The sequence below is a fragment of the Rhodoferax sp. GW821-FHT07G04 genome, assembly GCF_059418585.1.
Genome location: NZ_JBWKQD010000001.1, coordinates 357411 through 374402, shown reverse-complemented (window position 1 = coordinate 374402; position 16992 = coordinate 357411). Strand labels below are relative to the sequence as shown.

Below are 16992 nucleotides of genomic sequence, written 5' to 3'. Positions count from 1 at the left end.
GGCGCTTAACCCGCGAGCAAAGACTCGATCAACTGGTCGGTGATGTCCGCCGGTTGGCCGCGCCACACGATCTTGCCCGCCTTGTTGACAAAGAAGGCATACGGCAGGCCCTTGATGCCAAAGGCCTTCTGGATGCTCTTCTTGCCTTCCACTGCGACTGCGTATTGCAGGTTCATACGCTGGGCGAATGGTGCGACGACCTCTTGCGTTTCGGGTGACACACCGACGACGACCAAGCCTTTGGGACCGTAGGCCGCGTTCCAGGCGTTGAGTTTGGGGAAGGAGTCCCGGCAGGGGGCGCACCAGGTGGCCCAGAAGTCCATCAGCACCAGCTTGCCCTCCAAGGTGGGGGCCTTGGTGCTGGCAATGAACTGCAGATCGTGCTCGGGCAGGGGCGTGTCCAGCTTGACACCGTTGTACCAGTCCAGCAGGCCTGCGGATGCGCAGACGGTGGAGCCGGCGAGAACCAAGGAGAGTAGGATTTTTTTCATCGGAGGTCGGGTAGAGCGGTTGATGGGCTAGGGGTGGCGCATGCCCCCACCGTGTCGAACGCGCCAGCTGCCACTATGGCCGACATAGAATGCCCGCGGTATGCCGCCTGGCGGCTGACCCAGCGCACCCACACCGGAGGAATCCCCCTGTGAAGAAGTCTTTGCTCCTTGCCGCCGCTTGCCTGTCATTGCCAGCAGTGGCCCAATCGACTGCACCCCTGGTCTCGGGCATAGATACCAAGGCCTTTGACACCTCGGTGCGTGTGCAGGACGACTTTTACGGCCACATCAACGGCCTGTGGGCCAAGACCACGCCCATCCCCGCCAGCAAGGGGCGCTGGGGCACCTACGACCAACTGCGCGAGACGGCACAAGAGCAGGTGCGCACCATCCTCGATGACACGGTAAAGAACCCCGGTGCAGCGGGCAGCGAGACCCGCAAGATCGCCGACCTGTACCTGAGCTTTGTCGACCAGAAGGCGCGCGATGCCCGCGGTGCCAAACCCCTGCAGGGCGACCTGGACCGTATCGCCGCGCTGCGCGACAAGAAAGAGCTGCCGGCGCTGATGGCCTACCTCAGCCGCAGCGGCGTGGCCACACCCTTTGTGCTGGATGTGTACCAAGACGCCAAGGACGCCACCCGCTATGCCGCCTATGCCAGTCAAAGCGGCCTGGGTTTGCCCGACCGCGACTACTACCTCAAGGATGACGACGCCAAGCTCAAGGCCGCGCGTGCGGCCTACGCAAAGCATGTAGAAACCTTGCTGACCATGGGCGGTGATGCGCAGGCCGCTGCCCACGCAGCCGAGGTGCTGGCGCTGGAGACCGCAATGGCGGCAGCGCAGTGGACCCGCGTGGAAAGCCGCGACGCGCTCAAGACCTACAACCCCGTCCCTGTCGAACAACTGGCCGAGCTGGCCCCCGGCTTTGACTGGCAGGCCTATCTGGGTGCTGCGGGCTTGATGGGCAAGACCAGCTTTGTGGTGGTGCGCCAACCCAGCTACCTCACGGCCATGGCCGGCTTGGTCAACAGCCAGCCGCTCGATGCCTGGAAGAGCTACCTGCGCTGGCATGTGCTGGCCGGCAACGCGCAGTACCTGTCGACGGCGTTTGTCGAAGAGCGCTTCGCCTTCACCGGTAAAACCCTGCGCGGTGTGCCGGAGAACGAGCCCCAGTGGCAACTGGTGCAGCACTGGCTGGACTCCGCGATGGGCGAGGCGGTCGGCAAGCTCTACGTCGCCAAGTATTTCCCGCCGCAGAACAAGGCCCGCGTGCAGGCCATGGTTGACAATTTTCTGGCCACCTTCCGCGAGGGCATCGACGCACTGGATTGGATGGGGCCACAGACCAAGCGAGAGGCACAGGCCAAGCTGGCCGCCTTCAGGCCCAACATCGGCTACCCGGACAAATGGCGCGACTACTCGGACCTGAAGACGGACAAGAACGACCTGGTGGCCAATGTGCGCGCCGCGCACCAGTTTGCCTACCAGCGCGGCGTCAACAAACTGGGCCAGCCGGTGGACCGTGGCGAGTGGTCCATGCTGCCGCAGACCGTCAACGCGCAGTTCAGCCCGCTGAAGAATGCCATCACCTTCCCGGCCGCGCTGCTGCAGCCGCCGTTCTTCAACATCAAGGCCGAAGACGCTGTCAACTACGGCGCGGTGGGCACCAGCATCGGCCACGAGATCAGCCACGGTTTTGACGACCAGGGCAGCCAGTACGACGGCCTGGGCAATCTGCGCAACTGGTGGACGGCAGAAGACCGCGCCAACTTTTCTACCCGCGCCGCCGGCCTGGTGCAGCAGTACTCGGCTTTCAGCCCTGTGCCGGGTTACTTTGTGAACGGCAAGCTGACGCTGGGTGAGAACATCGGCGACAACTCCGGTGTGGCCATTGCCTACAAGGCCTATCGCCGCTCGCTGGATGGGAAGGCGTCGCCCGTGCTGGATGGCCTGACCGGCGAGCAGCGGCTGTTCATAGGCTTTGGCATCAAGTACCGCACGCTGCAGCGCGAGGATGCGGCCATCCTGCAGGTCAAGACCGACCCCCACTCGCCCGGCGAGTTTCGCGTGCGCGGTACGGTGGCCAACCAGCCGGGTTTCTACGAGGCCTTCAACATCCAGCCGGGCGACAAGATGTATGTGCCGCCGGCGCAACGTGTCATCATGTGGTGAGAAAACCCAAGAACGATTCGACTATGACAACCCCACTTGCAGAGGCGCCCACACCCACTATCCGCGGTTACCACGCCCACATCTACTTCGGACCGGAAACCGTAGGCCAGGCTCGCACGCTGTGCGGGGCCGCGGCCCAGCGCTTTGATGTGGCCATGGGCCGCGTGCACGAGAGGCCTGTGGGGCCGCACCCGGACTGGAGCTGCCAGTTGGCCTTTCGCCCGGCGCTGTTTGCTGATGTCGTGCCTTGGCTGGCCATGCACCGCGGTGGCCTCGTGGTGTTTGTGCACCCCATCAGCGACAACGAATTGATGGACCACACCGACCGTGCGATGTGGATGGGCGCGGTACGTCCGCTGGACCTGAGTGTGCTGAGCGCAGGGCCAGGCGAGCTGATTTAGCCCCCACGTTCGCTCACAGCGTGTGGCTCTCGGCCCCCTTATGGCGCGCTAACCCAGCAACTCGGCCATCTGTATCTGCTCGCGCACCGATCGCAATTGCTCTGCGAGCTTGTCGTTGTCGCTCTTGCTGCGGTCCTTCTTCTCAGCCAGTACCTGCGCCTCTTTCAAAAGGGCTTCGGCGCGCAGCTTGGGTAGCGGAATCACGTCCTTTGAGATCACGACTGTGTTGAGCGCAGTTTGTAGTTGCACCTTGGCCTCATCAATCTTTCCCGCATCTATCAGCGGAGTTATCGCCTTGATCGCCGCGGGATAGGTCGCAAGCGGAATACTCGTAGTGCGGATCTGCGTCTCACTTGCCAGCGCTTCCACCATTGCCCGAGCTTTTGGAATGTCGCCGCCCGACAGAGTCTTCTTTGCTTCAGAGATGGCAAGCTTCAGCGTCTGGGGGGCAGCAAACACGTCAAGCACCGCGACCCCCGACGCGACTGGCGCAAACCTCAGAGCTGGATCGCGCGCAACAATGAGCTCAAGCTTGCCGGTAGCCTCGGCCAACGCATTCAGGGCAACGTCGCTTTTCTTGTCTTCGAGTGCCTTGAGCGCCTGCCAAGGCTGAGATATTGCGTCAGCCGCATCGGTCAAGAGCAGCTTCCGTTTCTCTGCGAGGGCCGCAGAAGTCTGCGTTTCGACTGCAGATTGGGTCACCGCATTGGAGCCCGTCTGCAGCTTGCTTGTAGATTGTGAGTCCGCGGCCAGGCAGGGCACTGCCGCGAGTAGTCCAACGCCCAGCGCAACTGCAGCCAGCGTCTTTATGGCGGGTAGCCAGCCATAGCCCTCGCGGCCAGTTCCATTGGATGAACCGAATGCACTGTTCGGTTGGCTCAGCATGTATGTCGTCATCATGATGTGCCCTTTCGATTCAGTAGATTCGTGCCGGTCAGCACCACGCCGCCGGTCAAAACGCGAAATAGGTGCGGGCCTAAAAATTTCAATAGTTCCGTCCAATTGCAGATACAACAAGGCCAAAACTCCAGGCTGGCTTTCAACCCAGAAAACCCTCTTGAAACAGAAAACTGCGACCCTATTTCGCCCTTGAAACACCAGATGGTCTGGTGAACTTTAAGGAGGTAATTCACCATGGAGTCGAGGAGCATTGTTGAAAAATTTCGCTATGTCTTCCTGGGTGCCCTAACAACCACCGCGCTGCTGTGCGGCTACGCCTATTCCCAAAAAGCCCCGCGCCCCAGCGATGCAGATAGGCCTCATGCGCCCGAAGTGGTCAGCCTGTCGCCAGCCTCAAGAAGCACGTCTTTTCCGGACTTTTCTGAGATTGCCGCTCGGCAAGGGCAAGCGGTGGTCAACATCAGCGTGTCCGGTACGGTAAAAACCGGGCTCTCCGGGTTCCCCGGCTTTCCACAACTGGACCCCAACGATCCCTTTCAGGAGTTCTTCAAACGATTCCAAGGCCCGTCTCCCCAGGGGAAAGTACCTACGCAGGGCTTCGGTTCAGGCTTCATTGTCAAACAGGACGGTGTAGTGTTGACCAATGCGCACGTTGTAGCCAACGCCGACGAGGTCACGGTCAAGTTGACTGACAAACGCGAGTTCAAAGCCAAGGTGATAGGGGTGGACAAACTCTCCGACGTAGCGGTACTGAAGATCGACGCCAAAGGTTTGCCTACGGTCACGATAGGCAATCCCAAGGAGAGTCGCGTGGGTGAATGGGTGGTGGCCATAGGCTCCCCCTTTGGCTTTGAAAATACCGTTACTGCCGGGATCGTCTCTGCCAAGTCACGCACTTTGCCAGACGAGGGCTATGTGCCTTACCTGCAAACTGATGTGGCCATCAACCCTGGAAACTCAGGTGGCCCGCTGTTCAACATGCGTGGAGAGGTCATTGGGATCAACTCCCAGATTTACAGTCGCAGTGGTGGCTACCAGGGCCTGTCCTTCGCCATCCCCATCGATGTCGCGATGAACGTCGAGCGTCAACTGATCGAGACCGGAAAGGTAAGCCGCGGCCTTTTGGGCATAGCGGTTCAGGACGTCAGCTCCGACTTGGCCGATACCTTTGGTCTGGACAAACCTGTGGGAGCCGTTGTCGGTGCGGTAGAGAGAGACAGCCCAGCCGACAAGGCCGGTATCCAACCAGGGGACATCTTGCTCAAGTTTGGCGGCACATCGATCAACCGCTCTGGAGAACTACCGCCCTTGGTTTCCGAGGTGACACCCGGATCGCAAGCCGTGGTCACGTTGTTGCGGCAGGGTAAGACCAAGGAGATCACCGTGACCGTCGGTGAAGTAAAAACTGCGGAGGCAAAGGCCGCCATCGCCAACGAAGACCAGGCCAAACTGGGACTTGCCGTACGTCCCTTGACCGATAAGGAGCGTAAAGAGGCGCGGGTGGTTTCCGGGTTGGTCGTGGAAACGGTTAACGAAGGTCCCGCGGAGAAGGCCGGTATCCAGACGGGTGACGTCATTCTGTCTGTGAACGGTGAGCTGGTTGCCAATGTTGAGCAACTGCGATCCAAGGTCAATCGTGCGGACAAACGTTTGGCTGTGCTTGTGCTGCGGGACAACAATCGGATTTTCGTCCCCATCAACCTCGGCTAACTGACAGTGCGTTGTCGACAAGGTTCTGGCCAGCGACGGCCGATATGGACTATTGAATGTAGTACTGCAACTGCCGGGTGGAGGAGCCCTCCACCCGGGCTTCTTCAAAACCCAAGGGTGAATGCCATGTTAAACAACCATTCCTTCGCGCATGCCGATGCAACGCGTCGGCATAGCATTTCTTCGAATAGCGTTTCCCAACCGATTCCGATACAGCCTGGTGCCATGGATAGGCTGACGGCCTGGTTCGCCGGTGACATTGCGCTGACACGCGCTGAGGCGCATCGTTTGCTGGAACGTGCGGTGGATTCCGGTCAACTCGCACAGAGTCGTGCCGAGTTTGTTGCGGCTATCAAAGCCCTGGCCGTCGGGCCGAGAAGTTGGCACGACATGGGCTACCGATTGCTTCCGGACGATTGACCATGGCCTCGCAAAACGACAAAGTGCTGTTGCGAGCGCGCCAAATCTTCCTGCTGACAATGGCGGTTGCCCTTGGCGGAGCCACCATGCTCACGGCCTCCGACCCTGTCGGAAAGACCGGCAAGCCGTGGGCCGCAATCGCAGTGGACACGGTGCTGCCTTGAAATAGCCCGTCCAGGCACGGCGCTATACCCTCCGTGGGCGTAGCTAAGCCTGGCTTTCAGGGATGAGTTTGGAGCGGCATTGGCACCTGAACTCGCTCGAAATTCACTCTTGAAATTCTTTTCTGAATCCTTAATTTTTGTTTCGAACCGGCAGGAACGGGTCTCCTGCCGGTGTATTTCAAACCATAGGAGGACGCACCATGTATGTATCTTTGTGGAACCAGCCGAACTCCCTTTTCGGCCAATTTGAACTACTGCGCCGAGAACTGGATGAGGCGCTCGGTGTTTCCGGACTGCCCAGCAGCATTCGCTCGGTAAAGCCCGGAACCTTTCCCGCGATTAACGTCGGCCGCACGCCCACCAGCGTAGAGGTTTACGCCTTTGCTCCAGGACTGGATTCGTCCAAGCTTGATATCACTTTGGACCGCGGCGTGTTGCGGATCAGTTGCGAGCGCGCCTCAGGAATCCCGCAAAAAGACGCGCCAGTACAAATCTATGCGCGAGAACGCACGGCGGGCAGCTTCACCCGAACTGTCTCCCTTCCAGAAGACATCGACCCGACCAAAGTGGATGCCAACTACCGCGATGGTGTTTTGCAAATCACCATTGCGCGTCGAGAGTCGAGCCAACCGACGCGCATAGCTGTGCAGTAAGAAAAAAGACCGAATCAAAGGAGAAAGGACCATGTCTAACACCAACACAAGCAAGCAAGTCACCCGCACCGCAAGCAGTGAGCAGGAGCAGCGGGCCGTGCTACCCGCGGTCGATGTCTTCGAGGACGCGACCGGCATTACCCTGCTTGCCGATATGCCCGGCGTATCCAAAGAGCAGCTGGAGCTCCATGTCGAAGGCGATGCACTGCTCATCGAAGGTGGGCTGCAGCAACGCACGCCTGATGGCTTGGAGGCCATTTATGCGGAAGTGAGGGTGCCACGCTACCGCCGCAGCTTCACGTTGAGCCGTGAGTTGGATACGACTCGTATAGAAGCCAATTTGAAGGATGGTGTCCTGCGTTTGCGGATTCCGAAGCAGGCACACGCGCAGCCGCGCAGGATTGCCGTTACCGCGGGTTGAAGGAGGCATTTGGCAGGAAACCCTCCCATATCTTCGAATGAAAGGAGAGAGACGATGACCACTCTTACACAGCAAATCAAGCAAGGAGCTGATCAGGCATGGGAGTCGTTGTCGGACGGGTGGCGCGAGATCAGCTCTCGCGCTACCGGTGCGCTGACACGTTTCTGGCCAACAGCATCACAGCCGGCGGAAGCCCCTGCGGACAAAGGGCCGGACACGCCACCTTCCGGTAAACGGCTTGGCATGGGCGGTTGGGCCTTCCTTTGCGCCGACGTGTTCGATAGCGCGGACAAGCTGACGGTGCGCATTGAGGCACCGGGAATGCGCAGAGAAGACTTCAACGTCGCGCTAAATGGCGAGGTGCTGAGTGTCTGGGGTGAAAAGCGGGTTGACCGCGAGCTGGGTCACGGCCAGTGGCGTTTGGTACAGAGTGCGTACGGCAACTTCCGTCGCGACGTGGTCTTGCCCGTGCCAGTGCAGGCGGCAAAGACCCAGGCAAGCTACCGCGATGGCGTACTGCGCATCGAGCTGCCAAAGTCGGAAACGGCAATATCGCGGCGCATAGCCGTTAAGACTCACGCTTGAGGGAATCTAGGAGGGAGCGGTGAGCGCAAATGGGCCTCCCGCCCTCCTGCCTAGAGTGCTTCACACTTGACCGCTGGTGCGGGTATCTTGACTGTTTTCGCCAAAAGCGGGTCTGTTGCCTACCACTCCGGTATTTCTTGGGCGCGAGTGATTGCGCTTCTAGAAAGCGGACGATGGTCAATGTCGGCTACTGGCCGAAGCAGCCGCGCACCTGCTTTGGACCTTCCAAAGATCAAGCAGTACGCAAAGCAGAGAATTGAAGACTGGCGCTCAATGATTTCCGGAACGGGTGATCAGTCACGCCGGAGTCGGAATGCGCACCTGCGATGAAACCTAGCCCAGCTTATCTAAGCCCACCAGCGCCGCGTGCTGCAATAGCATGATGGTCTTGCCGTCCTGGATAGCGCCCGTGCCAATCTGCGCCAGCGCCTCGGCCAGTGTCAGTTCCAGCACCTCGATGTCTTCACCTTCGTGCGCATGGCCGCCGCCCTGCGACAGTTGGTCGGCTGCCTCGTAGGTTGCGGCGAAGAAGTGCAGCTTCTCGGTGACCGAGCCGGGGCTCATATAGGCTTCGAACAGTTTGCGTGGCTTGCGGATCTGGAAGCCGGTCTCTTCCATTGCCTCGCGACGTATGCAGGTCTCGGGGTCGTCACCATCGAGCAGGCCGGCACAGGCCTCGACCATCATGCCGTCGGCATTGCCGTTCACAAAGGTCGGAAAGCGGAACTGCCGCGTCAACACCACGGTATTGCGGCTGGCGTTGAACAGCAGCAGCACCGCGCCGTTGCCGCGGTCATAGGTCTCGCGGCTCTGGCGCTGCCAGCTACCGTCGCGACGCAGGTAGTCGAACGTGGTTGTCTTCAGCACATACCAGTTGTCGGACAACAGCTTTTCATCCACGATGCGGACGCGGGAGGGGGTATCTTCGGTATGGGATGGCATGGCGGTTGATTCGTGCAAAAACGTGCAGTTTAGTATAATTTCGTGCAAGCGCAAGTTCAACCAGAAACACCATGCTCACCACCCAACGCAAGAAGCTGATCCAGGAGCGCCTGCTGCAAACCGGCGAAGTCATCGCCAAGAGCCTGAGCCAGGAGTGGGGTGTGTCCGAAGATACGATTCGCCGTGACCTGCGCGAGCTGGCACAAGAGGGCAAGCTACAGCGTGTACATGGCGGGGCGCTGCCGGCCTCGGCCGCGCTGGCCACATTGGATGCGCGCCAGCACATTGCGGCGGCCGACAAGCAGGCCCTGGGCCGGGCCGGGGCCGCCATGGTCAAGCCGGGGCAACTGGTGTTTCTGGATGGCGGCACCACGGCCTTGCAAGTGGCGCGCCACCTGCCGCACGATTTGCGCGCCACCTTTGTGACCCACAGCCCCACTGTGGCGGTGGAGCTGGCCACCAAACCGCATCTGGACATCGTCATGCTGGGCGGCACGCTGTATCGGCATTCCATGGTGAATGTGGGCGCCGCTGTTGTGGTGGCCGTGGGCCAGTTCAGGGCCGACCTGTACTTCATGGGCGTGACCGGCGTACATACCACGGCGGGCTTGAGCACGGGCAACTTTGAAGAGGCCGCCATCAAGCGTGCGCTGCATGCCCAGGCCGCCGAGACCATCGTGCTGGCCTCGACCGAGAAGCTGGGCACCGCATCACCCTATGTGGTGGCGGCCGTGGCTGAGGCCGCGGCGGTGCTGGTGCTGCCGGGCGTGCCCGCGGACATGTCCAGGGGGCTGGAGGCTGCGGGAACGCGGCTGGTGGTGGTTGGTTAGGAATTGTGTTTGCTATCTATTTAATAGCAAACAAGGAATATCTGACGAGGGCTATAGCCGAATTTTCTTCTGAGTCTCAGTTTTTGATGCTAAAAATACCCTATTTGGGGTTTTTGGAGGCCTTTTGCCAACCCCTTAGCCCAACAGCGCCTCAAACCCCTGCTCCGGCTCGAAGCGCTTGTTGCGAAACAGCAGCCGGGTCGGGCCCGGTAGCGCCCGCTGCTGTACCGAGTGCCGCGGGTCACCGGGGTAGCACAGCACGCGGGTACCGTCCTGGTCAAAGGACTCGGGCAGCACCAGCGGCGGCGGTTGTTGGCGCGCGGCGTCCATGACGCTGGCCACCGTGCGGTGGCGCGACAGGTGGGACAGGCTCATGATCTGCGGCGGCGCCAGTTCGATCTGGCCGGCCCAGTATTGCTCCAGTGCGGCGCGCGGTGCCAGCCAAACGCTCTCGGTGGCCTCGTGGTCGTCGTGCGTGGCTTCTTGCTCGGGCGGCACGGCGGCAACAAAGAAGCGCGTGTCAAAGCGCTTGTTGGTGACGGACGGCATGCGCGGCGTGATCCAGCGGCTCCAGGGCAGTACGTTGCGGGTTTGCAGCCGCACGTTCAGCTCGGCCAGCAGCGCATTGAAGGGCTTGGCCTTGTCATGCAGCAGCGCCGCGCGCGCGCTGGCGGTGTCGGCGGTGAACAATACGCGGGACTCTTCAAAGGCCTCGCGCAGCGCCGCCACATACAGGCCCGCTGCGGTGGCGGCGGCCAACGTGGGCTCGCCCAGCGCAGCGTGCAGGGATGCGGGGGCCTGGTCCAGGTGCGCGGTAGCGTCCAGCAGCCCGTCGTTGGCGTCGAGCTTGCCGCCGGGGAACACATAGGCCCCACCCAGCACGTCGGACAAACCGTGGCGCTTGACCAAAAACACCTCCAGGCCGGCGGGCGCATCGCGCAGCATGACCACGGTGGCTGCGTCACGGGGTGGGGCGGTGGGGACTTCGGAGTTCAGTTCCATGGTGTTGTGCAGGTGTCTCGGTTTTGACGCGGCAGGGCGGCCCTGTGAATTACAGTGTTTCGTTTTTCAAGAAAAAAGGAAGAGTGTCTATGACGATAGATTTCAAAGGCCGTGTTGCCATTGTGACGGGTGCGGGTGGTGGCCTGGGTCGCGAACATGCCTTGGCCTTGGCGGCACGGGGCGCCAAGGTGGTGGTCAATGACCTGGGCGGCGCGCGCGATGGCTCAGGTGGCTCGCTCAGCGCGGCCGAAGCCGTGGTGGCCGAAATCCGTGCCGCCGGTGGTGAGGCCATTGCCAATGGTGCTTCTGTCACCGACTGGGACGCCGTGCAGGCCATGGTGCAGCAGGCCGTGGACACCTGGGGCCGCGTGGACATTCTGGTCAACAACGCCGGCATCCTGCGCGACAAGAGCTTTGCCAAGATGGAGCTGGCGGATTTCAAGCTGGTGATGGACGTGCACCTGATGGGTGCCGTGCACTGCTGCAAGGCGGTGTGGCCGCACATGGTGGCGCAGAAATACGGCCGCATCCTGATGACCACATCCAGCTCCGGCCTGTACGGCAACTTTGGCCAGTCCAACTACGGTGCCGCCAAGCTGGCCCTGGTGGGGCTGATGCAGACCCTGTCGTTGGAAGGTGCCAAGGCCGATATCCGCGTCAATGCACTGGCGCCCACAGCAGCCACCCGCATGACCGAAGACCTGATGCCCGAGGCCGTGCTGGCCGCGCTCAAGCCCGAGGCTGTGGTGCCGGCGATGCTGGTCTTGGTGGCCGAGGACGCGCCCACGCGCACTATCCTGTGCGCCGGGGCTGGCAGCGTAGAGGCCGCCAACATCACGATGACCCAGGGCGACTGGATTGGGCTGGGCAGCGAAGCGCCCGAGCGCCTGGCCGCCCAACTGGACGCCGTGCGCGACCGCACGGGCGAGACCGTGCCGGGCAGCGGCTCCGCGCAGAGCACGCATGAGGTCAGCCGCGCGATGCAGCGCTTGGCCTGAGGCCTGGGCCGCAGGCGCTTTCTTACATTAGCGTTATCGGCTTGCCGTCCTGCGCCTGGATCTTCATCAGGCGGGTGGCAAACCGGGCCTGCACATCGGCTGGCAGCGGAGCAAAACCGGTGTTCTTCAATGCCCCGTCACCGGTGAGCTGCGTCCAGTACAGAAAATGCATGGCCGTGGCCACCGATGTGGCTGTCTTGGGTTGGGCATCCACCAGGATGAAGGAGGCCAGTGTGATGGGCCACGCGTGGGCGGCCGGGGCATTCAACAGACTGGCCGTCTCGTCGCCGGAGCGGCTCATGTCAGACGCCTTGACGGCGGCTTTGAAGCTTTCCTCACTCGCGGTCACGAACGCCGTGCCATCACCCGCGCGCAGGCGTACCGCGCTCAGGCCGTTCTTGATCGCTCGGTCAAACGACAGATAGCCGATGGCGCCGGGCGTTTCGCGCACCGCCTTGGCAACGCCATCGCTGCCTTCCACGGCCTGCAGGGCGGTACCGGACTTGCTCCAACCGGGCAATGCCGAGGCGCCAATTTCTTTCTTGAACTCTGGTGAGACCTGGGCCAGGTATTTGGTGAAGCCCTCGGTGGTGCCCGATTTTTCGCCCCGCACCACGCGCGCAATCGCCGTAGAGGGCAGGGTGATGTTGGGGTTCAGGGCCTGAATGCGCTTGTCGTTCCAGGTGCGGATGTCGCCGCGGAAGATGTCCGCCAGCACTTCGCCGCTCAGGCGCAGTTCATTGGCTGTTACGCCCTTGATGTTGACGACAGGAACCACGCCGCCCACCAGGACGGGCAGTTGCACGAGCTTGTTCTTGCTGAGTTCCGATTCCGACAGCGGGGTGTCGGTGCCGCCGAACACCACTTCGCGTGCGATGATTTTCTTGATGCCGTCGCCCGAGCCGGTGGCGGCATAGCTGACGGGCTTGTTGAAGGTCTTTTCATACTTGTGCGCCCAGTGTTGGTAGACGGCAGATGGAAAGGTGGCTCCGGCGCCGTTGGCTCCGGTCTGACCGATCGCGCACAGGGGCAGCAATGCCATTGCCAAGGAGGTAATAACTGTTTTCATGGGGTTGCCGCCACGGGGCGGATCGGTTGCGCTGCGGGCGGGAGGCTGTGGAAAGCCTTCCAATGTGTTTTGCGCAGCGAGATTAGGGTAAACCCTAGATTTTACCGAATATCCAGCGCGTGCAGAACACGTGCGCACAGTTCTGTCGGTGTTCGGGAGATCACGTCCTCGGGTACACCGAATTTCTGGGTCAGGCGGGCGTAGTCCTCAAAGCCATAGGACACCATGAAGCAGTGCATGCCCGCGGCGACGGCGGCCTTGAAGTCTTTGTGCTCGTCACCACAGGCGAAGGAGCGCGCCGGGTTGATATCGAAGCGGCTGCGGGCTGTTTGGAAGGCCGCCGTCTTCTCCAGCTTCAGCGCCACATGGGCCATGAAGTCAAAAGCATCCAGGTCAATCGCGTGGCGTGCCAACAGCTTGGCTATGGTCTGTTCAGGCTCATGGGTGATGTTGCGGGTGACCAAACCCACGCGTATGCCGGGCGTGGCCAGTAGCGTGCGCAGCAGGTCCGCAACGCCGGGGTAGAGCTGGGCTTCTTCGCGGTAGACCTCGGTCAGCGTGGCCAGAAGTTTCTTGCGGCTTTGCGTGCCGAGCTGTTGTTTCAAATTGAACGGGAACTCTTTGAATCCGCCCAGGTACTTGAACAAGTTATGCCGCTTCTGAAAGCGCTCCAGGTCGCCCAGCGCCATGCCGTGTGCGCAAAAGGTGCGGTCAATGGCGTTGAATGCGTCGATGATCGTGCCATCGGCATCAAAGACTATCAATCGCTCGTGACTGCTGTACATGGGGAAAGGCTAGGGGCCAGTGTGGGCTACTGCCAGCATTGAACACGAGAATTGTGACAATTCCCCCCGCCGTGGGGTGGCGCTTGATCGCCTGCTTGGGCCGGTGCGCGTTATACGGGCTCCAGCGGCCCGGCGACGGTGGGCTTGGCGTCGGGCTGCTGGCTGGCGGCCAGGGCCAGGTGTTCTGCATGGTCCAGTATTTCGGCTGCGTTGCCCTGCTCAGCGTGAACAGCAACCGCGCCAATGCCAAACACGGGCACAAACGAGTGGGTGTTGCCGTCGGGCCCCACGATGCGCAGCGGCTTGCCCATCAGGTAGTGCAGGCGCTGCAGGGTTTTCTCTACCAGGCGAGTCGTGCTGTCGGTGGATATCACCACGACAAAACAGCGAGGGTGATACAGCCCCACGACATTGCGAAATCCCACCGAACGGCGCAAACGTGCCGTCATGGCCGACAGGATCTGCTTGTCGGCGTTGTGGCCCGCGTCCTCGGCCAGCTCGTACAAATTGCGCACGTGCAGGCAGATCACGGTGCACTCCTGCTTCTTGCGGGCGCTGCGCCAGAAGGCATCGTCCATCTTGGATAAAAGCACCGAGCCCTTGGGCAGGCCGGTGGCCGGGTCATCCCCCTGGGCCAGGCCCGCTAGGCGTTCCAGCTTGCGGTTGACGCGGTCACGGCGCAGGCCCAGGTAGGTGCCCAGCATGAAGAAGCTGACGGTGCAAACAGCAGTGACCACCCACATGGTCAGGCCCAGGTCGATGTGCAGGGCATGCGCGTACAGGCCGACCACCATGCAGGCCAGCAAGGCATTGCCCGCCAGCATGCCGGTGGCCAGGCGGTCTCCCAGCGCTGCGGCGCGGGCCGAGGCGATGCAGGGCAGCAGCACGGCCATGGCATGGATGGCCGCGGTGATGACCAACAAGCCATGCCATTGCTCAGGTGGACTCATCAGCGCCCATAGCGCCAGGGCACTGGCCGCCAGAAACTGTGCCCAGGCCCCCCAGCGCACGGTGTGGCGTACCACACGGTCCTCCGCTGCCACGCCCATCCACAGGCCCAGGTAGCGCAGCGCCAGTGCGCCGCTGTACAGGCCCAGGCTGCATTGCAAAACATGCTGTGCATGCAAGGAGAGGGAAGGGATCAAAACCTGTGGCAACCCAGTCAACATCAGGCAGGCGGTACCGCTGAGCACCACGAACACAACGGCCCGCCCCGACGCGATGCTGCGCCGTATCACGGCGTCGACCAAAGCAAAGGCTGCCAGTGTGACAAGACCTCCCAGCATGGCCGACCAGATGATGAGTTCCGCAGAATTCATGGCGGATTATGGTGAAACTTATCCCTTGCCAGCAACGATTTTTGCTCTGTGGTAACTTTGCGCCCCACAGAAAGCTAAGGGCCATCGCCATGCACACATTTTCACAGGCCCTGGGGTCGCTCACAGAATCGCGCATACACGGCATACGCCGCGGTGTGGAAAAAGAAAGCCTGCGCACATCGCCCAATGGCGCCCTGGCCACCACGCCCCATCCCAAGGCTTTGGGGTCGGCGCTGACGCACCCCAACATCACAACCGACTTCAGTGAATCCCAAGTGGAATTGATCACCGGTGTGCATGCCGGTGTGCAGGAATGTCTGGACGAACTGACCGATGTGCAGCGCGCCACGGTGCAGGCGTTGGGGGATGAAATGCTGTGGGTCTCCAGCATGCCCTGTCGATTGCCGGATGACGATGCCATCCCGCTGGGGCAATACGGCACGTCGAACGTGGGCCGCTCCAAGACCGTGTACCGCATGGGCCTGGGCTACCGCTACGGGCGGCGCATGCAGACCATCTCGGGCATCCACTACAACTGGTCTTTGCCCGATGTGCGCAGCGAACAATACTTCGGGCTGATCCGCAATTTCCGCCGCCACGCCTTTTTGCTGTTGTACCTGTTTGGTGCATCGCCGGCCGTGTGCTCCACCTTTGTGGCCGGGCGCCAGCACCAGTTGCAATCGCTCAATGCCCACACCATGTACCTGCCCCATGCCACCTCGTTGCGCATGGGGCGCCTGGGCTACCAGAGCGACGCCCAGGCCTCGTTGGCGGTCAGCTACAACAGCTTGCAGGGCTATGGCCGCTCGTTGGAAGAGGCACTGACCCAAGCCTACCCGGCCTACGAGGCCATTGGTGTGCGTGGCCCGGACGGTGCGTACCGCCAATTGGCCACCAGCCTCTTGCAGATTGAAAACGAGTTCTACGGCACGATACGCCCCAAGCGCGTCATCTACCCCGGCGAGCGCCCCTTGCATGCGCTGCGTGAGCGCGGTGTGGAGTATGTGGAAGTGCGCCTGATGGACCTGGACCCGTTCGAGCCGGTGGGCATCAACGCCCAGACCATGCGCTTTCTGGATGTATTTTTGCTGCACTGCCTGTTCAGCGACAGCCCCCCGGATTCTCCGCAAGAAATTGCCGCGCTGGCGCAGAACCAGCACCGCGTCGCCGAACGTGGGCGCGAGCCGGGCCTGCTGCTGGAGCGCGGCGCGGGCACGGTCACGCTGAAGGACTGGGGGCTGGAATTGGTCGAGCAACTCGTGCCCATCGCGCGCAAGCTGGATGCCGCCCATGGCAGCACCGACTACAGCACCGCCGTGCAATCGGCCTTGCACGGTCTGCAGCACGCCGAAATCCTGCCATCGGCCCGCGTATTGCAAGCCATTACCGGGGAGTACGACGGGGCGTTTGGCGCCTTTGCTCGGGCCCAATCGGTGCAGACCAAGCAGGCCATGCTGGCCACGCCCTTGTCTGCGGCGTCGCAAGCGCACTTTGAGACTCTGGCAAGCGAATCCTGGGACGCGCAGCGCAAGATTGAGGCATCCGACACCATGCCGTTTGACATCTACTTACAGGAATATTTGTCCCACAAGCGCCTGGTCGTCGCAAAAGCCGCCTAAGAAGGCCTTGAAGCGGCGCCGATCAGCCCCCATACTGGGAGTATGAGGGGCAAGCTGCGCCGCCAATGGTGCAGGCTGGCCTTTACATGGAAGGAGCCAGGCCATGAACAACAGCTTGATCTCGCGCGGCCCTGTGAGCACTGCCGCATCTACATCGACGGCGGCCAGCATACGCTTGAGCATGACGGAAGATGCGGGGGCCTACACGCTGCGGGCCACCATACCCGAAGGCGTGGCGCAAGAGGATGTGCAGGTGTCCATTGAGGGCAACCGCGTCACGCTGCGGGCACAGATACTGCAACGCAACGCCACGTCGCAAAGCCGCTCCAGCGTGTCCAGCAGCGTGGGCCTGGCCCAGGCGGTAGATGCCACGGCCATCCAATCCCACTACGCCCAGGGGGTACTGACGCTGACCCTGCCGAAGCAAGGCCACAGCCTTGTGTCGCACCAGCCGCAGCGCATCGAATAGCACGGCGAGGCCGTTCGTAGCCGGCGGCACCAATAAAAAA

Annotated in this window: 19 protein-coding genes; 12 read left to right on the top strand and 7 right to left on the bottom strand. The window is 61.7% G+C overall.

The window, feature by feature from the left end:
- Positions 1-5: 5 nt before the first annotated feature.
- Positions 6-491 carry a TlpA family protein disulfide reductase gene (locus AC07OO_RS01660; protein ID WP_495080316.1) on the bottom strand — a complete coding sequence of 162 codons (486 nt, stop codon included), beginning with the start codon at positions 489-491 and terminating at the stop codon, positions 6-8.
- Between the two features lie 149 nt (positions 492-640).
- Between AC07OO_RS01660 and AC07OO_RS01655 the strand changes: the two genes are divergently transcribed.
- The gene (locus tag AC07OO_RS01655) at positions 641-2665 is read left to right on the top strand and encodes a M13 family metallopeptidase (RefSeq protein ID WP_495080315.1); all 2025 of its coding nucleotides are present in this window, start codon (positions 641-643) and stop codon (positions 2663-2665) included.
- Between the two features lie 23 nt (positions 2666-2688).
- Positions 2689-3066, top strand: a complete 378-nt coding sequence (locus AC07OO_RS01650) for a DOPA 4,5-dioxygenase family protein (RefSeq protein WP_495080314.1) — start codon at positions 2689-2691, stop codon at positions 3064-3066.
- A gap of 48 nt (positions 3067-3114) precedes the next feature.
- Here the strand turns inward: AC07OO_RS01650 and AC07OO_RS01645 are convergent, their stop codons facing one another.
- Positions 3115-4083: a YfdX family protein gene (locus tag AC07OO_RS01645; protein ID WP_495080313.1), complete on the bottom strand. Its 969-nt coding sequence runs from the start codon at positions 4081-4083 to the stop codon at positions 3115-3117.
- Positions 4084-4200: 117 nt separating this feature from the next.
- Between AC07OO_RS01645 and AC07OO_RS01640 the strand changes: the two genes are divergently transcribed.
- The 6 genes from AC07OO_RS01640 (at position 4201) to AC07OO_RS01615 (ending at position 7919) form a co-directional block, all read left to right on the top strand.
- On the top strand, positions 4201-5676 hold the full coding sequence (locus AC07OO_RS01640) for a DegQ family serine endoprotease (protein ID WP_495080312.1): 1476 nt from the start codon (positions 4201-4203) through the stop codon (positions 5674-5676).
- Positions 5677-5802: 126 nt separating this feature from the next.
- Positions 5803-6096 carry a hypothetical protein gene (locus AC07OO_RS01635; protein ID WP_495080311.1) on the top strand — a complete coding sequence of 98 codons (294 nt, stop codon included), beginning with the start codon at positions 5803-5805 and terminating at the stop codon, positions 6094-6096.
- A 2-nt stretch (positions 6097-6098) separates the two neighbouring features.
- Complete coding sequence (locus AC07OO_RS01630; protein ID WP_495080310.1) at positions 6099-6260, top strand: hypothetical protein; 162 nt, start codon at positions 6099-6101, stop codon at positions 6258-6260.
- A gap of 200 nt (positions 6261-6460) precedes the next feature.
- Positions 6461-6913, top strand: a complete 453-nt coding sequence (locus AC07OO_RS01625; protein WP_495080309.1) for an Hsp20/alpha crystallin family protein — start codon at positions 6461-6463, stop codon at positions 6911-6913.
- 31 nt (positions 6914-6944) lie between these two features.
- The gene (locus tag AC07OO_RS01620; RefSeq protein ID WP_495080308.1) at positions 6945-7334 is read left to right on the top strand and encodes an Hsp20/alpha crystallin family protein; all 390 of its coding nucleotides are present in this window, start codon (positions 6945-6947) and stop codon (positions 7332-7334) included.
- A gap of 54 nt (positions 7335-7388) precedes the next feature.
- Positions 7389-7919: an Hsp20/alpha crystallin family protein gene (locus AC07OO_RS01615; RefSeq protein ID WP_495080307.1), complete on the top strand. Its 531-nt coding sequence runs from the start codon at positions 7389-7391 to the stop codon at positions 7917-7919.
- A gap of 333 nt (positions 7920-8252) precedes the next feature.
- Here the strand turns inward: AC07OO_RS01615 and nudK are convergent, their stop codons facing one another.
- Positions 8253-8861, bottom strand: a complete 609-nt coding sequence (nudK, locus tag AC07OO_RS01610) for a GDP-mannose pyrophosphatase NudK (protein WP_495080306.1) — start codon at positions 8859-8861, stop codon at positions 8253-8255.
- Between the two features lie 71 nt (positions 8862-8932).
- Here nudK and AC07OO_RS01605 point away from each other — a divergent pair, with 71 nt between their 5' ends.
- Positions 8933-9691 carry a DeoR/GlpR family DNA-binding transcription regulator gene (locus AC07OO_RS01605; protein WP_495080305.1) on the top strand — a complete coding sequence of 253 codons (759 nt, stop codon included), beginning with the start codon at positions 8933-8935 and terminating at the stop codon, positions 9689-9691.
- Between the two features lie 135 nt (positions 9692-9826).
- On the opposite strand, the gene AC07OO_RS01600 is transcribed toward AC07OO_RS01605, so the two are convergent.
- Complete coding sequence (locus tag AC07OO_RS01600) at positions 9827-10693, bottom strand: NUDIX hydrolase (protein ID WP_495080304.1); 867 nt, start codon at positions 10691-10693, stop codon at positions 9827-9829.
- An 89-nt stretch (positions 10694-10782) separates the two neighbouring features.
- Here AC07OO_RS01600 and AC07OO_RS01595 point away from each other — a divergent pair, with 89 nt between their 5' ends.
- Entirely contained in the window at positions 10783-11691 is a 909-nt protein-coding gene (locus AC07OO_RS01595) for an SDR family NAD(P)-dependent oxidoreductase (RefSeq protein ID WP_495080303.1), read from the top strand.
- A gap of 22 nt (positions 11692-11713) precedes the next feature.
- Here AC07OO_RS01595 and pstS read toward each other — a convergent pair whose 3' ends face one another.
- The 3 genes from pstS to AC07OO_RS01580 form a co-directional block, all read right to left on the bottom strand.
- Entirely contained in the window at positions 11714-12760 is a 1047-nt protein-coding gene (gene pstS / locus AC07OO_RS01590; RefSeq protein ID WP_495080302.1) for a phosphate ABC transporter substrate-binding protein PstS, read from the bottom strand.
- A gap of 101 nt (positions 12761-12861) precedes the next feature.
- Positions 12862-13545: an HAD family hydrolase gene (locus AC07OO_RS01585; protein ID WP_495080301.1), complete on the bottom strand. Its 684-nt coding sequence runs from the start codon at positions 13543-13545 to the stop codon at positions 12862-12864.
- Positions 13546-13655: 110 nt separating this feature from the next.
- Positions 13656-14864 (bottom strand): diguanylate cyclase domain-containing protein, encoded by a 1209-nt coding sequence (locus tag AC07OO_RS01580; RefSeq protein ID WP_495080300.1) that lies wholly within the window; start codon positions 14862-14864, stop codon positions 13656-13658.
- 89 nt (positions 14865-14953) lie between these two features.
- Here AC07OO_RS01580 and gshA point away from each other — a divergent pair, with 89 nt between their 5' ends.
- Complete coding sequence (gshA, locus tag AC07OO_RS01575; protein WP_495080299.1) at positions 14954-16483, top strand: glutamate--cysteine ligase; 1530 nt, start codon at positions 14954-14956, stop codon at positions 16481-16483.
- A 103-nt stretch (positions 16484-16586) separates the two neighbouring features.
- Positions 16587-16952, top strand: a complete 366-nt coding sequence (locus AC07OO_RS01570; RefSeq protein WP_495080298.1) for an Hsp20/alpha crystallin family protein — start codon at positions 16587-16589, stop codon at positions 16950-16952.
- The last annotated feature ends 40 nt before the right edge of the window (positions 16953-16992 follow it).

Excerpts from the sequence above, each read along its gene's own strand:
- AC07OO_RS01635 (WP_495080311.1), top strand. The coding sequence starts at position 5,803 with ATGTTAAACAACCATTCCTTCGCGCATGCCGATGCAACGCGTCGGCAT.
- AC07OO_RS01625 (WP_495080309.1), top strand. The coding sequence starts at position 6,461 with ATGTATGTATCTTTGTGGAACCAGCCGAACTCCCTTTTCGGCCAATTT.
- pstS (WP_495080302.1), bottom strand. The coding sequence starts at position 12,760 with ATGAAAACAGTTATTACCTCCTTGGCAATGGCATTGCTGCCCCTGTGC.
- AC07OO_RS01660 (WP_495080316.1), bottom strand. The coding sequence starts at position 491 with ATGAAAAAAATCCTACTCTCCTTGGTTCTCGCCGGCTCCACCGTCTGC.
- nudK (WP_495080306.1), bottom strand. The coding sequence starts at position 8,861 with ATGCCATCCCATACCGAAGATACCCCCTCCCGCGTCCGCATCGTGGAT.
- AC07OO_RS01570 (WP_495080298.1), top strand. The coding sequence starts at position 16,587 with ATGAACAACAGCTTGATCTCGCGCGGCCCTGTGAGCACTGCCGCATCT.
- AC07OO_RS01620 (WP_495080308.1), top strand. The coding sequence starts at position 6,945 with ATGTCTAACACCAACACAAGCAAGCAAGTCACCCGCACCGCAAGCAGT.
- AC07OO_RS01615 (WP_495080307.1), top strand. The coding sequence starts at position 7,389 with ATGACCACTCTTACACAGCAAATCAAGCAAGGAGCTGATCAGGCATGG.
- AC07OO_RS01650 (WP_495080314.1), top strand. The coding sequence starts at position 2,689 with ATGACAACCCCACTTGCAGAGGCGCCCACACCCACTATCCGCGGTTAC.
- AC07OO_RS01640 (WP_495080312.1), top strand. The coding sequence starts at position 4,201 with ATGGAGTCGAGGAGCATTGTTGAAAAATTTCGCTATGTCTTCCTGGGT.
- AC07OO_RS01600 (WP_495080304.1), bottom strand. The coding sequence starts at position 10,693 with ATGGAACTGAACTCCGAAGTCCCCACCGCCCCACCCCGTGACGCAGCC.
- AC07OO_RS01595 (WP_495080303.1), top strand. The coding sequence starts at position 10,783 with ATGACGATAGATTTCAAAGGCCGTGTTGCCATTGTGACGGGTGCGGGT.
- AC07OO_RS01630 (WP_495080310.1), top strand. The coding sequence starts at position 6,099 with ATGGCCTCGCAAAACGACAAAGTGCTGTTGCGAGCGCGCCAAATCTTC.
- AC07OO_RS01605 (WP_495080305.1), top strand. The coding sequence starts at position 8,933 with ATGCTCACCACCCAACGCAAGAAGCTGATCCAGGAGCGCCTGCTGCAA.
- gshA (WP_495080299.1), top strand. The coding sequence starts at position 14,954 with ATGCACACATTTTCACAGGCCCTGGGGTCGCTCACAGAATCGCGCATA.
- AC07OO_RS01580 (WP_495080300.1), bottom strand. The coding sequence starts at position 14,864 with ATGAATTCTGCGGAACTCATCATCTGGTCGGCCATGCTGGGAGGTCTT.
- AC07OO_RS01585 (WP_495080301.1), bottom strand. The coding sequence starts at position 13,545 with ATGTACAGCAGTCACGAGCGATTGATAGTCTTTGATGCCGATGGCACG.